Genomic DNA, 17,578 nt, shown 5'->3' with positions numbered 1-17,578 from the left:
CACGCACGACGCCCTCGTGATGACCAAGTTGGCGGACAACAACCACGACCAAATCGTTCACAAAACAACCGGGAGATGTCTTGAACGCCCTGCTCGCCCTGTCCCGAGGGATCGACTGGCTCAATGAGCGCGTCGGCCGCCTGACCGTCTGGCTCATCCTCGCCTCGGCCATCATCAGCGCGCTCAATGCCGTCGTGCGCAAAGCCTTCGACTTCAGCTCGAACGCCTTTCTGGAAATCCAGTGGTATTTGTTCGCTGCCGTGTTCCTGCTGGGAGCCGGCTATACCTTTTTGCACAACGAGCATGTGCGCATCGACGTGCTCTCGAGCAAGCTCTCGCCGCGCGGGCGCAGCTGGATCGACGTCATCGGCATCGTGTTCTTTCTGTTTCCCTTCGTGTTCGAGGCGATACGTCTGTCGCTGCCAGTGGTGATCAACGCCATCGCCTCGGGAGAAATGTCGAGCAACGCCGGTGGGCTGATCCGCTGGCCGGCCTACATCCTGATGCCAATCGGCTTCTCGCTTCTCGGGCTGCAGGGCGTGTCCGAGCTAATCAAGCGTGTGGCCTTTCTGCGCGGACTGATTGACGACCCGATGGTGAAAAAGAACGAAAAAACCGCGGAAGAGGAACTCGCCGAGTTCGTGTTGGCGCAGAAACAGAAGGAGGTCAAATAAATGACCACCTTTCTCATTGCGAACATCGCGCCCATCATGTTCGGGGCGCTGGTGGTGTTCCTGCTGATCGGGTTTCCGGTGGCGTTCAGCCTGGCCGCCTGCGGGCTGCTGTTTGGCTTCATCGGCGTGGAGCTCGGGCTGATGCCGCAGGCGCTGCTCGAGGCCATTCCGCTGCGCATCATCGGCATCATGCAGAACGACACACTGCTGGCCATTCCCTTTTTCACCTTCATGGGTCTTCTGCTCGAGCGCAGCGGTATGGCCGAAGACCTGCTGGAGACCATCGGCCAGTTGTTCGGCCCGATTCGCGGCGGGCTGGCAATCGCGGTCATTCTGGTGGGCGCGCTGCTAGCGGCGACCACCGGCGTGGTGGCGGCTTCGGTGATTTCGATGGGCCTGATCTCTCTGCCCATCATGCTGCGTTACGGCTATGACCGGCGGCTGGCCTCCGGTGTGATCGCAGCCTCGGGCACGCTGGCACAGATCATCCCGCCGTCGCTGGTGCTCATCGTCATGGCCGACCAGCTCGGCCGCAGCGTGGGTGATATGTACAAGGGCGCATTCATTCCAGGTTTAGTGCTCACCGGCCTCTACCTCCTGTATGTGATTGGCGTCACCCTGCTGCGGCCACAGTGGGCGCCGGCACTCCCGCCCGAGGCGCGCACCATCCGCGAACCCGATGGCAGCAGCGGCCTGCGCTCGCTCGGTGTGCTGTTTGCCCTGGTGCTGATCTGCAGCATCGTACTGGCGAAAAACTATGGCGCGCTGCTGAGCTGGCGCGCGGGGCATGCGGTAGATGCGGCGCTGGATGAGACCATTGTCGTGGCGCTGACCTTCGGCGTGATCCTGTCTCTGTTGTTGGCGCTGCTCAACCGTGCGCTGCGGCTGCACCTGCTGTCGCGCATGGCCGAGCGCGTGACCTTCGCCCTGGTGCCGCCGCTCACGCTGATCTTCCTCGTGCTGGGCACCATTTTTCTCGGTGTGGCCACGCCGACCGAAGGCGGCGCGATGGGCGCAATGGGTGCGCTGATCATGGCACTGCTGCGCCAGCGCCTGAACATGCGCCTGCTCAAGCAGGCGCTCAACACCACAGCCAAGCTGTCGACTTTCGTGCTGTTCATCCTGATCGGCTCCACAGTGTTCAACCTGGTGTTCCAGGGGCTGGACGGTCGGGTTTGGGTAGAGCACTTGCTCACCAGCCTGCCAGGCGGCGTGCTGGGCTTCCTGATCGTGGTGAACATCCTGGTGTTCGTGCTGGCGTTCTTCCTCGACTTTTTCGAGCTGTCGTTCATCATCATTCCTCTGCTCGGGCCGGTGGCTGAAAAGCTGGGCATCGACCTGATCTGGTTCGGTGTGCTGCTGGCGGTCAACATGCAGACCTCGTTCATGCACCCACCCTTCGGCTTTGCGCTGTTTTACCTGCGCAGCGTTGCCGCCAAGGACGACTACACCGACAAGGAAACTGGTCAGCGCATCGCGCGCGTCACCACGGGCCAGATCTATTGGGGCGCGGTGCCGTTCGTGCTGATCCAGATTCTGATGGTCGGCCTGGTCATCGCCTTCCCCGGACTGGTCACCAGTGGGCTGGATCGCCACAAGACGATCGATCTGGACAAGGTGCAGATCATCGCGCCGGCAGACGACAACACCTACGAGTCCATCACCCCGCCAAGCCTCGGCGGCTCTGACGCCCCCAGGGAAGGCAGCGCCAGCACTCCGGCCGCCGAGGAGGACGATCCTGCAGCAGCGCTGCTGCGCTCGCAACCGCCCGGGCAGGCAGCCAGCGGTGCATCGAAATAGAACTCCGGACGCGCGTGGCTCTGGCAAGGCCCCGCGGGTTCGGGCCCTTGCGGCTGCGCTGCGTGTCTGCCAAGCGCGGTGCAGCCCGGAGTCAGGCGGGTTCGGCGAGGAGTTGTTTGAGGTCGTGCACCCAGGCCGACGGCGGGTTGCTGTCTGAGGCCAGAAGGCGGATGTGGCCATTACGGCCAAAGATGTAGACGCCGGCGCTGTGATCGACCGTGTAGTTGCCATGCGCGTCAGGCTTGCCGTAGCTGAAGGCTACGCGGTAGCGTCGGGTAATCGCCTCGATGTCCTTCATCGTTCCGGTCAGACCCACCGCATAGGGGCTGAACGCCTGGGTGTAGGCCTTCAGGATGGCATCGGTGTCGCGCTTCGGGTCGACGCTGACGAACAGGATGCGCACATCCTTGGCCTCGGTGCCGAGTTGCTGCACCACGCTGGACATCAGCTGCATCGTGGTTGGACAGACATCGGGGCAATGGGTGTAGCCGAAATACAGCAGCACGACCTTGCCCCGGTAGGTCTGCGCCGTGACCTTTTGCCCCAGATCGTTGGTGAGATTGAACTGCAGGTCGGGCATCACCCCGGTGATGTTGTCGAGCTGCCAGACCTGATCAGACTTGTGGCCGCAGCCCGCCAGCGGCAGCGCCAGCGCGCCCAGCAGCAACAGGCGGCGCGCACGGAACAGAGTTTTTGAATACGGCATACGGATTTCGCTGACTTGCTCTTTCGATCAGGCTGTATTGTGCCGCCCGCTGCACTGACGCTGCAGCGCATCAACGCTGTCACAATTGCTTACCACGGCCGCTGCAACCCACGAAGAGCAGGATACTCCAAGGCACGCAAGCACTCTGTGGAGAGAGCACCATGTTCAAACGTCCTATGATTAAAGCGCTTCTGGCCGGAGGACTGACCACACTGGCCACCGCTGCACTGACGGTCCACGCGGCAAATGGGCCGCGCGCGGCGCTGACTGCCATTGATGTGCTGCATCTGGCGCCCTCGCTGGGCAAAGCGGTTCCACTGGCCGCGCTTCCCCCGGGCCGCGGAGTCGTGGTCATCAACAACATGCACCATTGCCTGCAACTCCAGGGTCTTGCCCGCGTCAGCCCGGGCTGAATGCGGTTGTTTCGTTCGCTCGCGGCGATGTGGGCAAAGCACGCCGCAGGGTTTGCAATCAGGGCATACGCGAGTACTGCTTGATGGCGGGCTTCTTTACCTTATGGGGTGCTTTGCCCCGATTGCGACTGAAACCACAATGCAACCTGCCCTGCCCGACACCCTTGGCGGCCTCTGCCGGGCCGCCGCTCTACTCGCCTGCGTCTGTCTGACCTGCTGGTTTGGTTCTGCATGCGCCGCGCCGGCGCGCACAGACCGCGCGACAACGGCGCCGCAATTGGTGCTGGGCATCAACAACGGCGTGCGGTACGGCAATCAGATCCACATTCAGGCAATCGGTGTCCCGTTTGCGCAGCTGCTAAGCAAAGCTACGCAACAGAACGTCATCTGGGATGGATCGTTCGATGCCAGTTCTGCGCAAGCGCACGGCAGCCGCTTTGCGTTCGCCTTTGTCAAACCGCCGAGCCTGACGGCACAGTTGCTGGCCAAAGGATGGCACCTGGTTGCGGTTGCCTCCGATCCTGACGGCTTTGGCACCGATCTCATCGCCCAGCCCTGCCCGGGGAAACCCGGCCAGGTTGCGTTGGGCGGCCAGAACCTGGCGGTTCTCGGCCTGAGCCGACAAGTCCCTTCGACCTGCGTGCCGGTCGCACAGGTCTGGACCTCGCCCTCGGCGGTGCTGCTCAGCCCGGAGAACAGTCTGGTCGAGCAGGTTGGCGAAAAGGTATGGAGGACGCACAACGGCAAGGGGCCGCAATTACAGGCGCGCGTGCGCTCGCAGGATGCGGTGGTGGGTCTGATGGAGCAAATGCACACCGCTGTCGTCGGCGCCGTAAACTCGGTGTTTGGCAAACAGTGGCAGGCCAAGGGCGGTGTGCTGTTGCAGCATCAGCCCATGCCGTTCTGGGCAGTCATTGCGGCGCCAGACACACCGGCGGAGCAGATCGCGGCCGTGCGCGCGGCATTGATGGACACATCTGCCGCCGCACCGCTCAACCGGGTGATCGGGATCAAAGGCTGGGAAAGCGGCGATCCGAAGCGGTATGCCGACTTCCTGAAGTGGCTGAAAGACTGAGACGCCTCGGGCCGGGTCGTCCCCGGCCCGGGCCGTGCTCACACCCGCTCGAACACGATTTCGCCGTTTCGCACGTTGACCTGAATCACATCCTTCGGGCCGAAGCGGCCCTCGAGGATGAGCTTGGCCAGCGGGTTCTCGATGCGCTGCTGGATGGCCCGCTTGAGCGGCCGGGCGCCAAACACAGGATCGAACCCGGCACGGGCGATTTCCGCCAGCGCCTCGTCGCTGATGTCCAGGCGCATGTCGAGCTGCGCGAGTCGCCCCTCCAGCCCGCGCAGCTGGATGCGTGCGATCTCGGCGATCTGCTTTTCGCCCAGCGCATGGAACACCACCACCTCGTCGATGCGGTTGAGGAACTCGGGCCGGAAATGCTGCTTGACCTCTTCCCACACCGCGGCGCGGATCGCCTCCTGCGGCTGCCCGCTCATCGACATGATCAGATGCGAGCCGAGGTTGCTGGTCATCACGATCACCGTATTCTTGAAATCCACAGTGCGGCCCTGACCATCGGTCAGCCGGCCATCGTCGAGCACCTGCAGCAGCACATTGAACACGTCCGGGTGGGCCTTCTCCACCTCGTCGAACAGCACCACGCTGTACGGCTTGCGCCGTACCGCTTCGGTGAGGTAGCCGCCTTCGTCGTAGCCGACATAGCCGGGCGGCGCGCCGATCAGACGAGCCACCGAGTGCTTCTCCATGAACTCGCTCATGTCGATGCGCACGATATGCTCGTCGGTGTCGAAGAGGAACTCGGCCAATGCCTTGGTCAGCTCGGTCTTGCCCACGCCGGTCGGGCCGAGGAACAGGAATGAGCCATACGGCCTGCGCGGATCGGACAGCCCGGCACGCGAGCGGCGAATGGCGTTGGACACCGCACGGATGGCCTCGTCCTGTCCGACGACGCGGCGGTGCAGACGCTCTTCCATGTGCACCAGCTTTTCACGCTCGCCCTGCATCAGCTTGGACACCGGGATGCCAGTGGCACGGCTGACCACCTCGGCGATTTCCTCCGCTCCCACCTGGGTGCGCAGCAGGCGGCGCGCCTGCGGTTTGCCCCCCTCCGCCGCGGTTTCCTTGGCCTGGGCTTCGTGCAGCCGGCGTTCGAGCTCAGGCAGCCGTCCGTACTGCAGTTCGGCCACCTTGTTGAAGTCGCCCTTGCGCTTGAGCTCCTCGATCTCGAAGCGAATCTTGTCGATCTCCTCTTTGATCTGCGCCGAGCCCTGCACCGCGGCTTTTTCTGCCTTCCAAATTTCCTCCAGATCGGCGTACTCACGCTCGAGCTTGGCGATCTCCTGCTCGATCAGTTCGAGCCGCTTGCGCGAGGCCTCGTCGGTTTCCTTGCGCACCGCCTCGCGCTCGATCTTGAGCTGGATCAGCCGCCGCTCGAGCTTGTCGAGCGCCTCCGGCTTGGAGTCGATCTCCATCTTGATGCGCGCGGCCGCCTCGTCGATCAGGTCGATCGCCTTATCGGGCAAGAAGCGGTCGGTGATGTAGCGGTGGCTGAGCTCGGCGGCCGCGACGATCGCCGGGTCGGTGATCTCCACGCCGTGGTGCACCTCATACTTCTCCTGCAAACCGCGCAGGATGGCAATCGTGTCCTCCACACTCGGCTCGTCGACCATGACCTTCTGGAAGCGACGTTCGAGCGCCGCGTCTTTCTCGATGTACTTGCGGTATTCGTCGAGCGTGGTCGCGCCGATGCAGTGCAACTCGCCGCGGGCGAGCGCGGGCTTGAGCATATTGCCGGCGTCCATCGCGCCCTCGGCCTTGCCGGCGCCGACCATGGTGTGAATTTCGTCGATGAAAACGATGGTGCGACCTTCATCCTGTGCCAGCTCCTTCAGCACGTTTTTCAGCCGCTCCTCGAACTCGCCGCGGTACTTCGCGCCGGCCAGCAGCAGCGCAATGTCGAGCACGAGCAGGCGCTTGCCGCGCAGACTGTCGGGCACTTCACCGTTGACGATGCGCTGCGCCAGCCCTTCGACGATCGCGGTCTTGCCCACGCCTGGCTCGCCGATCAGCACCGGGTTGTTCTTGGTGCGGCGCTGCAGCACCTGGATGGTGCGGCGGATTTCGTCGTCGCGGCCGATCACCGGATCGAGCTTGCCTTGGCGCGCGCGCTCGGTGAGGTCCAGGGTGTATTTCTTGAGCGCCTCGCGTGCGCCTTCGGCCTCGGCGCTGTCGACGGCCTGACCACCGCGCACCGCGTCGATCGCGGATTCCAGGGATTTGCGGTTCAGCCCGTTTTCGCGGGCGATGCGCCCGGCCTCGCCCTTGTCATCTGCCACGGCGAGTAGGAACAGCTCACTGGCGATGAACTGGTCGCCGCGTTTATTGGCTTCTTTCTCGGTGATGTTGAGCAGGCCGCTCAGCTCGCGGCTGACCTGCACATTGCCGTCGGTGCCTTCGACTTCCGGCAAACGGTCGATGGCCTGCGCGGTGGCCCCCAGCATACCTTGCACGTTGGCGCCGGAGCGGGCCAGCAGCGCCTTGGGCCCGTCCTGCGTGAGCAGCGCATGCAGCAAGTGTACCGGCTCGATGTAGGCATTGCTGTGTGTGACCGCGAGCGACTGCGCCTCGGCCAGCGCCTCCTGAAACTGGGTGGTGAGTTTTTCGATCCGCATGGAATCCTCCGTTTTGAACTGCCGCCTACATGCGGCGTCAGCATGGGATTTTCAAGCGGATCAATGTCGGTTGGGTTGATTTAGACAATATCGAACGAATCCCCCGGCGCAGCAGGACATGGACTCATTCAGTATTGCCTTTGACGCCTCTGCATCGGCGCTCATCGCCTGAGCTTGGCGAACGCCACGGCGATCGCCGTGTTCTGCGGTGTGCAGGACTGTGCGGGCCGCTCGGACACGCCACGCTGCCCGTCCTGGCGATCTTGCCGGCACGCACTCCGGGAAGGCTTGCCGTGCGGCAGCGTGCCGTCGCGGGCCGGGTCTGCCGGACGCATGGACAGCGCGATACGCTTGCGCGCCACGTCCACTTCGACCACGCGCACCTTGACGATGTCGCCGGTCTTCACCACCTCGCGCGCGTCCTTGACGAAGCGCTGCGCCATCTGCGAGACATGCACCAAGCCATCCTGGTGCACGCCGAGATCGACGAAGGCACCAAACGCGGTGACATTGGTCACGGTGCCCTCGAGCTGCATCCCCGGCTGGAGCTGGGCGATGTCGTGCACGCCATCGAGCAGCCTGGCGGTGCGGAACTCGGGGCGCGGGTCGCGGCCGGGTTTTTCCAGCTCGGCCAGCACGTCGCGCACAGTGAACGCACCATACCGGGCATCGACGAACTGTTCGGGCCGCAGGCGCTGCAGCGCCTTGCGGTTGCCCATCAGCATGTCGATGGGCTGGCCTGCCGCCGCCAGCACCTTCTCCACCAGCGGATAGCTCTCGGGATGCACGCCGGTGCGGTCCAGCGGGTTGTCGCCGCCGTTGATACGCAAAAAGCCTGCGGCCTGCTCGAAGGTCTTGTCGCCCAGCCCCCGCACCGCCTTGAGCGCCTCGCGGCTGGGAAAAGCGCCAGCCTGGTCGCGATGCAGCACGATCTGCTCGGCCACCCGCGTGTTCAGTCCCGCCACCCGCGCCAGCAGCGGCACCGAGGCGGTGTTCACATCCACACCGACCGCGTTCACGCAGTCTTCGACCACGGCGTCGAGCTTGCGCGCAAGCAGGGTCTGGTTGACATCGTGTTGATACTGACCGACACCAATGCTCTTGGGATCGATCTTGACCAGTTCGGCCAGCGGGTCCTGCACCCGGCGGGCGATGGACACCGCGCCACGCAAGCTGACGTCCAGATCGGGAAATTCGCGGCTGGCCAGGGCGCTGGCGGAATACACCGAAGCACCTGCCTCGCTGACCATCACCTTGGCCAGCCCGGGCTTGGCTGCCAGGCGCAGCAGCTCGGCGGCCAGCGCGTCGGTCTCGCGGCTGGCGGTGCCGTTGCCGATGGCGATGAGCTGCACACCGTGGCGCTGCACCAAGGCGGCGAGCGTGGACAGCGCGCCGTCGATGTCACGGCGCGGCTCGAAGGGGTAGACCGTGGCGGCCTCTAGCAGCTTGCCGGTGACGTCGACCACCGCGACCTTTACCCCGGTGCGAATGCCGGGGTCTAGTCCCATCACCACCTTCGGCCCGGCAGGCGCAGCCAGCAGCAGATCGCGCAGATTGGCGCCAAACACTTCGATCGCCACGGCTTCGGCCTGCTCGCGCAGCCGTGACAGCAGCTCTCTTTCCAGGGTCAGCGCGAGCTTGACCTTCCAGGTCCATTGCAGCACCCGGCGCAGCCAGTCGTCGGCCGCGCGCTGCTGATGGCTCCAGCCCAACAGTGCCGCCAGCCGGCCCTCGGCCAGGCTCGACAGGGTCTGTGCCGCCGCATCGGTGGAGGGCGGCAGGTCGATGCGCACATCGAGCACTTCCTGCGCCCGGCCGCGCAGCACCGCCAGCGCGCGGTGCGAAGGCACTTTGTCCAGCGGCTCGGCATAGTCGAAATAGTCGCGGAACTTGGCGCCTTCCTGCTCTTTGCCGGCACGCACCTGACTGACGAGCTGGCCACTGCGCCAGAGCCACTCGCGCATCGCCGCCAGCACCGTGGGGTCTTCGGCCCAGCGTTCGGCGAGGATGTCGCGCGCGCCGTCCAGACAGGCCTGCGGCGTGGACGTGTCGGCCGCGTCTGCGCTGACCTGCGGGCGGACGAAATCCGCCGCGGCCTGCAGTGGATCGGTCTGCGGCTGCTGCCACAGCAGGTCGGCCAGCGGCGCAAGCCCTGCGTCGCGGGCCTTTTGTGCTCGCGTCACGCGACGCGGTTTGTAAGGCAGGTAAAGGTCCTCGAGCTCCTGTTTCTGCGTGGCGGCGGTAATTGCCGCCTGCAGTGCGGGCGTGAGCTTGCCCTGCTCGGCAATCGACAGCAGCACGGCGGCGCGGCGGTCTTCCAGTTCGCGCAGGTAAAGCAGGCGCTCTTCGAGCACGCGTAGATGGTCGTCGCGCATCCCCCCGGTGGCTTCCTTGCGATAGCGCGCTATGAAGGGGACAGTGGCACCGCCATCGAGCAGGTCGATTGCGGCCTGGATCTGCGGCACGGGCAGCTGCAGCTCGGCACTGAGCACCTGCAGCACCCGCCGTGCGGCGGCCTGCGGATTGGCATAAGGGTTCTGGGCGACGGGAGCAGCAGCTGTCATGGCAGGCAAAAAACCTGCAGTCTAGGGCAACACTGAATGAGTCCTTGTGATGCTGCGCGCCCGGGCTGCGGGATGGGATCCAAGACGCACAACCGAGACAATCGCCCCAGCTGTGGCGAGGATGCGCAATTCTGCAAATCGCGCGCAGCCCCGAATGCGCAGCGCGCAAGGGACTTGTTCCGTGTTGCCCCAGGCCCTGTTCAGGCGGATTACGCCTGCGGCAGGTTACAGCGCGTTGACCGGCACCTTCAGATAGCTCACGCCGTTGCTCTCTGCTGGCGGCAGCTCTCCAGCGCGCACATTGACCTGCACCGCAGGCAGAATGAGTGCGGGCATGCTCAGCTTGGCATCGCGCTGCTTGCGAAAGGCGACGAACTCTTCCTCGGGGGTCTTGTCGTTGAGCTGGATGTTGCCCTCACGCTCTGCCTGCACCGTGGTCTGCCAGATCGGCTCGCGCCCGCCGGGCATGTAGTCGTGGCACAGATACAGCTTGGTCTGCGGCGGCAGGCTGTAGAGCTTGCGCACCGATCGGTACAGCACATGCGCGTCGCCACCGGGAAAGTCGCAGCGCGCCGTGCCGTAGTCGGGCATGAACAGAGTGTCGCCGACGAAAGCGCTGTCGCCTACCAGATAGGTGACGCACGCGGGGGTATGACCGGGGGTGTGCATCACTTGGACCTGCAGATTGCCAATGGCGAAGGTTTCACCGTCCTTGAACAGGTGGTCGAACGGTGAACCATCGGTCGGAATGGTGCGATCGTTGAACACCTGGCTGAACATCTTTTGCACATCGCGGATGTGCTCGCCAATGGCAATCTTGCCGCCGAACAGCGACTTGAGATAGGGCGCGGCCGAGAGGTGGTCGGCATGCGCGTGGCTTTCCAGCAGCCAGTCCACGGTCAAGCCTTGCTCGCGCACGAAAGCAGCGATCTGGTCGGCAAACTCGGTCTTGGTACGGCCGGAAGCGTAGTCGAAGTCGAGCACGCTGTCCAGAATCGCGCAATGCTTGGTCTGCGGGTCGATGATGCAGTGGGTCGCAGTGAAAGTCGGCGCGTGAAACCAGCTCTGAACGGTGGGCGATGGCGTACTCATGCGGGTATCTCCTAGGCAAATGTGGTTGCCGTAACAATTTACAAAAGCATATATTGTTTTCCTATTAGGTTTTACCTGGTTGAGGCAAATCAATGTCGAGCCTGCAAGATTTGGAAATTCCCAGCGTGGAGGCGATGCGGCGCAATTCCGAGCAAGCCTGTGCCCTGCTCAAAACCTTGGGCAATCCGGATCGCCTACTGATCCTGTGTCAGATCAGTCGCGGCGAAATCTGTGTCAGCGACCTCGAGGCCGCTTGCGACGTGACCCAGCCCACGCTGTCGCAGCAACTCACGGTGCTGCGCGCGCAGGGTTTGGTGAAAACCCGCCGCGACGGCAAACGGGTGTATTACCGCCTGGCCAGCCCGGCAGCCAGTGCGGTCTTGATGACCTTGCATCAGATTTATTGCCAACGCGGCAGCGCGCCGCCGAGGCGATGAGAGTGCGCCTGTGCCGCGGCGCTTGCATGTCGCCACGGCACGGCACGAAGCGGCCTGACCAGATCACTGGCATGGCGTCAACAACAACCAGAGACAACACATGCAACGTCACGAAGGAGAGACAAATGTTTGACATCGATTGGGTGCATTTCACGCCAGGCACGGCCATTCTCGGCGGGGCGCTGATTGGCGCCGCGGCCGCCATCATGGCACTGGGGGGCGGCAAAATCGCCGGAATCAGCGGCATTTTCGGCGGAGCGATCACCGAGGCCATGCAGGGTAAACGCCCTCTGCCATGGCGACTGTGGTTCCTGGGCGGGCTGGTGGCGGCGTCGTTCCTCTGGGTGTTGTTTCGCCCGGTTCCCGGCGCGCATTACGGCGAGTCCTGGCCGGTGATCGCAGTCGGCGGACTGATCGTGGGCTTCGGCACGCGGCTGGGCTCGGGCTGTGCCAGCGGTCACGGCGTCTGCGGCCTGGCCCGGTTTTCACCGCGCTCGATGGTCGCCGTAGCAACCTTCATCGGTACGGGCATGGCTACCACCTTTGTCATGCGGCATGTGCTGGCAGGAGCTTGAGCCATGAAAACTCTCGCCTTTTTCAGCGGCATCCTGTTCGGCATCGGTCTGCTGGTCTCGGGCATGACCGACCCGGCCAAGGTCATCGCCTTTCTGGACATCGCCGGCGCCTGGGATCCCAGCCTCATTCTGGTGATGATCACCGCGGTGGCGGTTGCACTCGTGCCTATGCAACTGGTGCAGCGCCGGGCGAAATCGTTGCTTGGCCAGACGGTCGCCTTTCCGGTCACGCGCGGCATCACCGCAAAGCTGGTGCTGGGTAGCGCGATTTTCGGCGTGGGCTGGGGCATGACCGGCCTGTGCCCGGGCCCCTCTCTGGCCTCGTTGGCTGCTTTCACCTGGCAGGAATGGCTGTTTTTCTGCAGCATGGTCTGCGGGATGGTGGGTTTCGAGCTGTGGCAGCGGGCCAGTGCGCCTGCGCAGCCCACGGTAGCGGCATCGCTGCCCCCGGTCACGCCGCATAAAACCTGAGCCAGATCACGGCTCGCCCGGTGTTCGGGCGAGCCGTGGCGCAGACCGCGTGCGCACCCTTGCGTCAGGCGGGTTTTGACGTGGCGCAGAGCGGGCCAGGCGCCGACAGTTAAAATTTCCGTAACTTGTTTTCCGGTCCGCCTCATGACTTTTGTCGTTACTGAAAACTGCATCCGCTGCAAGTACACCGACTGCGTCGATGTCTGCCCGGTGGACTGCTTCCGCGAAGGCCCGAATTTCCTGGTGATCGATCCTGACGAGTGCATTGATTGCGCGGTGTGCGTCCCCGAATGCCCCGCCAACGCCATCTACGCGGAGGAGGATGTGCCGGGCGACCAGCAAACGTTCATCAAGCTCAACGCCGAACTGGCACGCCAGTGGCCCAGCATCACCAAGCGCAAGCCCGCCCCGGACGATGCGGACGAATGGAAGGACAAGCCGAACAAGCTGCAATACCTGCAGCGCTGACCCTTGCCGATCCACCAGTTTTGTCAACTTTGTGTGGCAAACCCGCCGCACACCACACGTCTGCTCCACCAATTCGCATGGACATGTCCGTCACCCCCGCCACGCCCCCTGTCAGCTCCAAGGCTGTCGACATCATCGAAACCGACGCAGTCATCATCGGTGCGGGGCCGGTCGGGCTGTTCCAGGTGTTCGAACTCGGCCTGCTCGAGATCAAGGCGCATGTCATCGACACCTTGGCGCACCCCGGGGGGCAGTGTGTCGAGCTCTACCCCGACAAGCCGATCTACGACATTCCCGCGGTTCCCGTGTGCACCGGCCAGGAACTGACCGACAACCTGCTCAAGCAGATCGAACCCTTCGGTGCAACCTTCCATCTCGGCCAAGAAGTAACCACCCTGCAACCGCAGGCTGATGGCCGTTTCCTGGTCGAAACCACCCAGGCGACCCGGCTGCTGACCAAGACCGTGTTCATTGCCGCAGGGGTGGGGTCGTTCCAGCCGCGTACCCTCAAGGTCGAGGGATTGGAAAAATTCGAAGGCAGCCAGCTGTTCTACCGCGTGCGCAACCCGGCACAGTTTGCCGACAAGAATCTGGTCATCGTCGGCGGCGGCGATTCCGCGCTCGACTGGGCACTGCATTTCGCGCAGACCACGACCCATCGCCCGGAAAGTGTCACCCTCATCCACCGCCGCGACGGCTTTCGCGCAGCGCCAGCCTCGGTGGCCCAAATGCACGCCCTGTGCGAGCAGCACCAAATGCAGTTCCTCATCGGCCAGGTCACCGGCTACGAGGAAAACGCCGAAGGCCTGCTGCACATGATCAAGGTCACCGGCAACGACGGCATCACCCGCCGACTGCCGCTGGACATATTGCTGGTGTTTTTCGGCCTGTCGCCCAAGCTCGGCCCGATCGCCGACTGGGGCCTGGAAATCGAGCGCAAACAGCTGGTCGTCGACACCGAAAAATTCCAGACCAACATCCCCGGCATCTTCGCGGTTGGCGACATCAACACCTACCCCGGGAAGAAAAAACTCATTCTCTCGGGCTTTCACGAAGCGGCGCTGGCCGCCTTCGGCGCCGCACCGATCATCTTCCCGGAAAAGAAAATCCACCTCCAGTACACCACCACCAGTCCCAAGCTGCATAAGGTGCTCGGCGTGGAAACACCGGTGTTCGATTGACCGGCAGCTTGGGTAGAACTCGATTGTTGACACTGATGGGACGAGCAGATATAGTTTAGGGCTTCGTTCCTCGATAGCTCAGTCGGTAGAGCGCCGGACTGTTAATCCGTAGGTCCCTGGTTCGAGCCCAGGTCGAGGAGCCAAAAATACAGAGGAAAATCAAGGCCTTACAGTGAAAGCTGTAAGGCCTTTTTCTTTGCGCCGCTGAGTTTGGTTCACTTTTGGTTCACTTTGGTGCATTGGTGCACTCTCAGCCACCGAGTTGAACCAAGGCTGAACCATGGCGAGCTTTCAAAAACGTGCCGGTGCGTGGCGTGCGTTGATCCGCCGCAAGGGCTATCCGGCCATCTCCAACACCTTCGACAACACCAAGGCCGAGGCCGAAGCCTGGGCGCGCAAGATAAATCCGACATCGACCGTAGACGGTATGTCGATCACCGGCCCGCGAAGATCGTTTCGTTCGCCGACTGCCTGCGCCGCTACGCCGCCGAGGTCAGTGGCCTGAAAAAGGCGCCAGGCAAGAGCGCTCCCGCATCGAATTCCTGCTAGAGCATCCTCTTGCCAGTCGCGCCATCGGCGATCTTCGCGGTGATGACTTCGCGCGCTACCGGAACGCTCGATTGAAAGAGGTTTCCCCGGCTTCGGTTCGACTGGAGCTCGCGTTGGTTTTGCATTTGTTCAGCACGGCGATCAAAGAGTGGGGGCTTGGCCTGTCCGTCAATCCGGTCAAGCAGATCACCAAGCCCAAGGTCCAGAACGCGCGCGACCGGCGCCTCACAGGCGACGAAGAGGCAAGGCTGTTCGCCGCCATCGATGCGATCTGCGGCGCCCGCCATCGCAGGGCCGTCGTCCATCCGCGCCACTGGCTCCGCCAGCTCGTCACTGTCGCGCTAGAAACCGCGATGCGCCAAGGTGAACTGTTGTCGATGACCTGGGAAATGTTGTTACCGACCGAAAATTGAGCCACTTTTGAGGGTTGTGCCGACCGAAAACTGAACCAGGTGTTCGACCTACCCTGCTGCATTTCTGTGCGGTGGGGGACAGCAGGAATGATCACCATGGACATGATCGGCAAGATTCGGCGACTACACCGCCGGGACCATCTCAGCGAGCGCGAGATTGCGCGCAAGACGGGCCTATCGCGCAACACCGTGCGCAAGTGGTTGCACGGCGAGGTGCCAGAGCCACCGAAGTATCAGCGCACGGCGCAGGCGTGCAAGCTCACGCCGTTTGAGGACAGCATCAAGCTGGCCCTCAAAGTGGATGCGAGGCGGCCGCCGCAGGAGCGGCGCACGGCGCAGGCGTTGTTCGCCGAGATCAAGGCGGCGGGTTACACGGGGAGCTACAGCCGCGTGACGGACTTCATTCGTGCATGGCGGCGAGCCGCCGGCCAAGAGTCCGGCGGCAAGGCGTTCGTTCCGCTGCGCTTTGAGTTGGGTGAGGCATTCCAGTTTGACTGGAGCGAAGAGGGGCTGGTGGTCGGCGGGATCTACTACCGGGTGCAGGTGGCCCACATGAAGCTATGTGCCAGCCGTGCCTTCTGGCTGGTGGCCTACCCGAGCCAGGGTCACGAGATGCTGTTCGATGCGCACACACGCTGCTTTGCGGCGCTGGGTGGCGTGGCTCGGCGCGGCATCTACGACAACATGAAGACCGCCGTGGACAAGGTCCGCAAGGGCAAGGGTCGGGTGGTCAACGCGCGGTTCGCTGTGATGTGCGCACACTACCTCTATGACCCGGACTTCTGCAACGTGGCCTCTGGCTGGGAGAAGGGGGTCGTTGAGAAGAACGTGCAGGACAGCCGCAGGCGCATCTGGATTCAAGCCGCCAAGGAGCGATTCGGTAGCTTTGCCGAGCTCAACGCGTGGCTGGGCGATCGCTGCCGGGCGCTGTGGGATGAGGTGCGACATCCCGAGCACGACCAGTTCACGGTGGCCGAGATGCTCGACCTCGAACGTCCGCACCTGCTGCCAATGACGATGTCATTCGACGGCTATGTGGAGAAGCCCGCGCGCGTGTCCAGCACCTGCCTCGTGTCGGTGGCGCGCAACCGCTACTCGGTGCCCAGCGAGTGGGCCGGGCAGATCGTCAGCACGCGGCTGTATCCCGGCCAGGTGGTGATCGTTGCCGACGACAAGGAGGTCGCGCGCCATGCGCGGCTGAGCAATGCGGGTGAGACCCGCTACGACTGGCAGCACTACGTGCCGCTGGTGCAGAGAAAGCCGGGCGCCCTGCGCAATGGGGCACCCTTCGCCGACATGCCCGAGCCACTGCAGCGCTTGCGGCGCAGCCTTCTCCGCACGGCAGGGGGCGACCGCATCATGGCGCAAGTGCTGGCGATTGTGCCCACCGCTGGACTGGACGCTGTGCTCGTCGCTGCGGAGTTGGCCCTGGAGAACGCGCCGCCATCGGGGCGCGTCAGCGTGGAACATGTGATCAACGTGCTGGGCCGACTGACGCCCACGGTCGTGCCACAGAACGCGGCCACGACACTGCAGGTCAACATCGTGCCCATCGCCAATACCGCGCGATATGACGCCCTGCGGACCTGCGACGAGGGAGCGGACCATGCGTGACCTCGCTGTGGAACTCAGGCAGTTGCGGCTGCATGGCATGGCTGGAGCGTGGGCCGACCTGACCGAGCAAGGAGACCGTTCGGAAGCCGCCAGCAGCCGCTGGCTACTCGAACACCTGCTGCAGGCCGAGGTGACCGATCGCGCCATGCGCTCTGTGAACTACCAGATGCATACGGCGAAGTTCCCGATGCACCGGGACTTGGCCGGTTTCGACTTCGACGTCTCACCAATCGACCGCAAGCTCATCGCGCTGCTTGCCGAGACCACGTTCACCGAGGCCGCCCACAATGCGGTCCTGGTGGGCGGCCCGGGCACGGGGAAGACGCATCTGGCCACAGCCATTGGCGTGTCCGCCATCACGCAGCATGGCAAGCGTGTGCGCTTTTATTCAACCGTCGACCTGGTCAATGCACTGGAGCAGGAGAAGGCTCAGGGCAAGGCTGGACGCATCGCTGCCAGCTTGCTGCGGCTGGATCTGGTGATCCTCGATGAACTGGGCTACCTGCCGTTTAGCCAGGCTGGCGGCGCGCTACTGTTCCATCTGCTGAGCAAGCTCTATGAGCACACCAGCGTGATGATCACGACCAATCTGGACTTCGCCGAATGGTCCAGCGTGTTCGGCGACGCGAAGATGACGACGGCGTTACTCGACCGGTTGACCCACCACTGCCACATCGTCGAAACCGGCAACGACTCGATCCGCTTCCTGCGCAGCACCGCTGAGGCCAAGACTCGGATCAAGGCGCGCGAACAGGCTCGCAAGGCCGCGCAGACAGCAATGCCAAGTGACTGACGCAGCCGAGAGGGAAGCCGCTCCGGGCGACGCCCTGCGCAGCTTCCCTCTCGGCATCAACCCACCAACGAAGGAGACCACGACCAAGGCAAACCTCTACACTGATTCACAGCCGGGCAACAACAA

General features: G+C 63.6%; 17 protein-coding genes and 1 tRNA gene. 14 read left to right on the top strand and 4 right to left on the bottom strand.

What is annotated here, in order from left to right:
- Window positions 1-80: 80 nt before the first annotated feature.
- Both ACZ47F_RS08290 and ACZ47F_RS08285 read left to right on the top strand, forming a co-directional pair.
- Window positions 81-674: a TRAP transporter small permease subunit gene (locus ACZ47F_RS08290; RefSeq protein WP_464924261.1), complete on the top strand. Its 594-nt coding sequence runs from the start codon at window positions 81-83 to the stop codon at window positions 672-674.
- Complete coding sequence (locus ACZ47F_RS08285) at window positions 675-2,474, top strand: TRAP transporter large permease (protein ID WP_464924260.1); 1,800 nt, start codon at window positions 675-677, stop codon at window positions 2,472-2,474.
- A gap of 91 nt (window positions 2,475-2,565) precedes the next feature.
- On the opposite strand, the gene ACZ47F_RS08280 is transcribed toward ACZ47F_RS08285, so the two are convergent.
- Window positions 2,566-3,180 (bottom strand): SCO family protein, encoded by a 615-nt coding sequence (locus ACZ47F_RS08280; protein ID WP_464924259.1) that lies wholly within the window; start codon window positions 3,178-3,180, stop codon window positions 2,566-2,568.
- 161 nt (window positions 3,181-3,341) lie between these two features.
- Here ACZ47F_RS08280 and ACZ47F_RS08275 point away from each other — a divergent pair, with 161 nt between their 5' ends.
- Entirely contained in the window at window positions 3,342-3,593 is a 252-nt protein-coding gene (locus tag ACZ47F_RS08275; RefSeq protein ID WP_464924258.1) for a hypothetical protein, read from the top strand.
- 52 nt (window positions 3,594-3,645) lie between these two features.
- Window positions 3,646-4,668 carry a substrate-binding domain-containing protein gene (locus ACZ47F_RS08270; protein WP_464924257.1) on the top strand — a complete coding sequence of 341 codons (1,023 nt, stop codon included), beginning with the start codon at window positions 3,646-3,648 and terminating at the stop codon, window positions 4,666-4,668.
- Between the two features lie 38 nt (window positions 4,669-4,706).
- Here ACZ47F_RS08270 and clpB read toward each other — a convergent pair whose 3' ends face one another.
- The 3 genes from clpB to ACZ47F_RS08255 all read right to left on the bottom strand — a co-directional run bounded on the left by clpB (window position 4,707) and on the right by ACZ47F_RS08255 (window position 10,951).
- A complete protein-coding gene (clpB, locus tag ACZ47F_RS08265; RefSeq protein ID WP_464924256.1) occupies window positions 4,707-7,295 on the bottom strand; it encodes an ATP-dependent chaperone ClpB in 2,589 nt (862 codons plus the stop codon).
- 161 nt (window positions 7,296-7,456) lie between these two features.
- Window positions 7,457-9,859: a Tex family protein gene (locus ACZ47F_RS08260; RefSeq protein ID WP_464924255.1), complete on the bottom strand. Its 2,403-nt coding sequence runs from the start codon at window positions 9,857-9,859 to the stop codon at window positions 7,457-7,459.
- Window positions 9,860-10,084: 225 nt separating this feature from the next.
- Complete coding sequence (locus ACZ47F_RS08255; RefSeq protein ID WP_464924254.1) at window positions 10,085-10,951, bottom strand: MBL fold metallo-hydrolase; 867 nt, start codon at window positions 10,949-10,951, stop codon at window positions 10,085-10,087.
- A 92-nt stretch (window positions 10,952-11,043) separates the two neighbouring features.
- Here ACZ47F_RS08255 and ACZ47F_RS08250 point away from each other — a divergent pair, with 92 nt between their 5' ends.
- The 10 genes from ACZ47F_RS08250 to istB all read left to right on the top strand — a co-directional run bounded on the left by ACZ47F_RS08250 (window position 11,044) and on the right by istB (window position 17,452).
- Window positions 11,044-11,388: an ArsR/SmtB family transcription factor gene (locus ACZ47F_RS08250; protein ID WP_464924253.1), complete on the top strand. Its 345-nt coding sequence runs from the start codon at window positions 11,044-11,046 to the stop codon at window positions 11,386-11,388.
- A 125-nt stretch (window positions 11,389-11,513) separates the two neighbouring features.
- Complete coding sequence (locus ACZ47F_RS08245; RefSeq protein ID WP_464924252.1) at window positions 11,514-11,963, top strand: YeeE/YedE family protein; 450 nt, start codon at window positions 11,514-11,516, stop codon at window positions 11,961-11,963.
- Window positions 11,964-11,966: 3 nt separating this feature from the next.
- Window positions 11,967-12,434, top strand: coding sequence for a DUF6691 family protein (locus tag ACZ47F_RS08240; protein ID WP_464924251.1), 468 nt, complete (start codon window positions 11,967-11,969; stop codon window positions 12,432-12,434).
- A gap of 144 nt (window positions 12,435-12,578) precedes the next feature.
- A complete protein-coding gene (fdxA, locus tag ACZ47F_RS08235) occupies window positions 12,579-12,902 on the top strand; it encodes a ferredoxin FdxA (protein WP_464924250.1) in 324 nt (107 codons plus the stop codon).
- Between the two features lie 77 nt (window positions 12,903-12,979).
- A complete protein-coding gene (locus ACZ47F_RS08230; protein ID WP_464924249.1) occupies window positions 12,980-14,083 on the top strand; it encodes an NAD(P)/FAD-dependent oxidoreductase in 1,104 nt (367 codons plus the stop codon).
- A gap of 67 nt (window positions 14,084-14,150) precedes the next feature.
- A tRNA-Asn gene (locus tag ACZ47F_RS08225) sits at window positions 14,151-14,226 on the top strand.
- Between the two features lie 137 nt (window positions 14,227-14,363).
- Window positions 14,364-14,588 carry a hypothetical protein gene (locus ACZ47F_RS08220; RefSeq protein ID WP_464924248.1) on the top strand — a complete coding sequence of 75 codons (225 nt, stop codon included), beginning with the start codon at window positions 14,364-14,366 and terminating at the stop codon, window positions 14,586-14,588.
- 115 nt (window positions 14,589-14,703) lie between these two features.
- Complete coding sequence (locus ACZ47F_RS08215; RefSeq protein ID WP_464924247.1) at window positions 14,704-15,045, top strand: hypothetical protein; 342 nt, start codon at window positions 14,704-14,706, stop codon at window positions 15,043-15,045.
- A gap of 96 nt (window positions 15,046-15,141) precedes the next feature.
- Window positions 15,142-16,659 (top strand): IS21 family transposase, encoded by a 1,518-nt coding sequence (istA, locus tag ACZ47F_RS08210; protein WP_464926573.1) that lies wholly within the window; start codon window positions 15,142-15,144, stop codon window positions 16,657-16,659.
- Window positions 16,652-17,452 (top strand): IS21-like element helper ATPase IstB, encoded by an 801-nt coding sequence (istB, locus tag ACZ47F_RS08205; protein ID WP_464924246.1) that lies wholly within the window; start codon window positions 16,652-16,654, stop codon window positions 17,450-17,452. The genes istA and istB overlap by 8 nt, the downstream gene beginning before the upstream one ends.
- Window positions 17,453-17,578: the final 126 nt, after the last annotated feature.

This window comes from Thiomonas islandica, assembly GCF_055383445.1.
The sequence above is the reverse complement of the archived record's forward strand: the minus strand, read 5'-3'. Positions and strand labels throughout refer to the sequence as shown.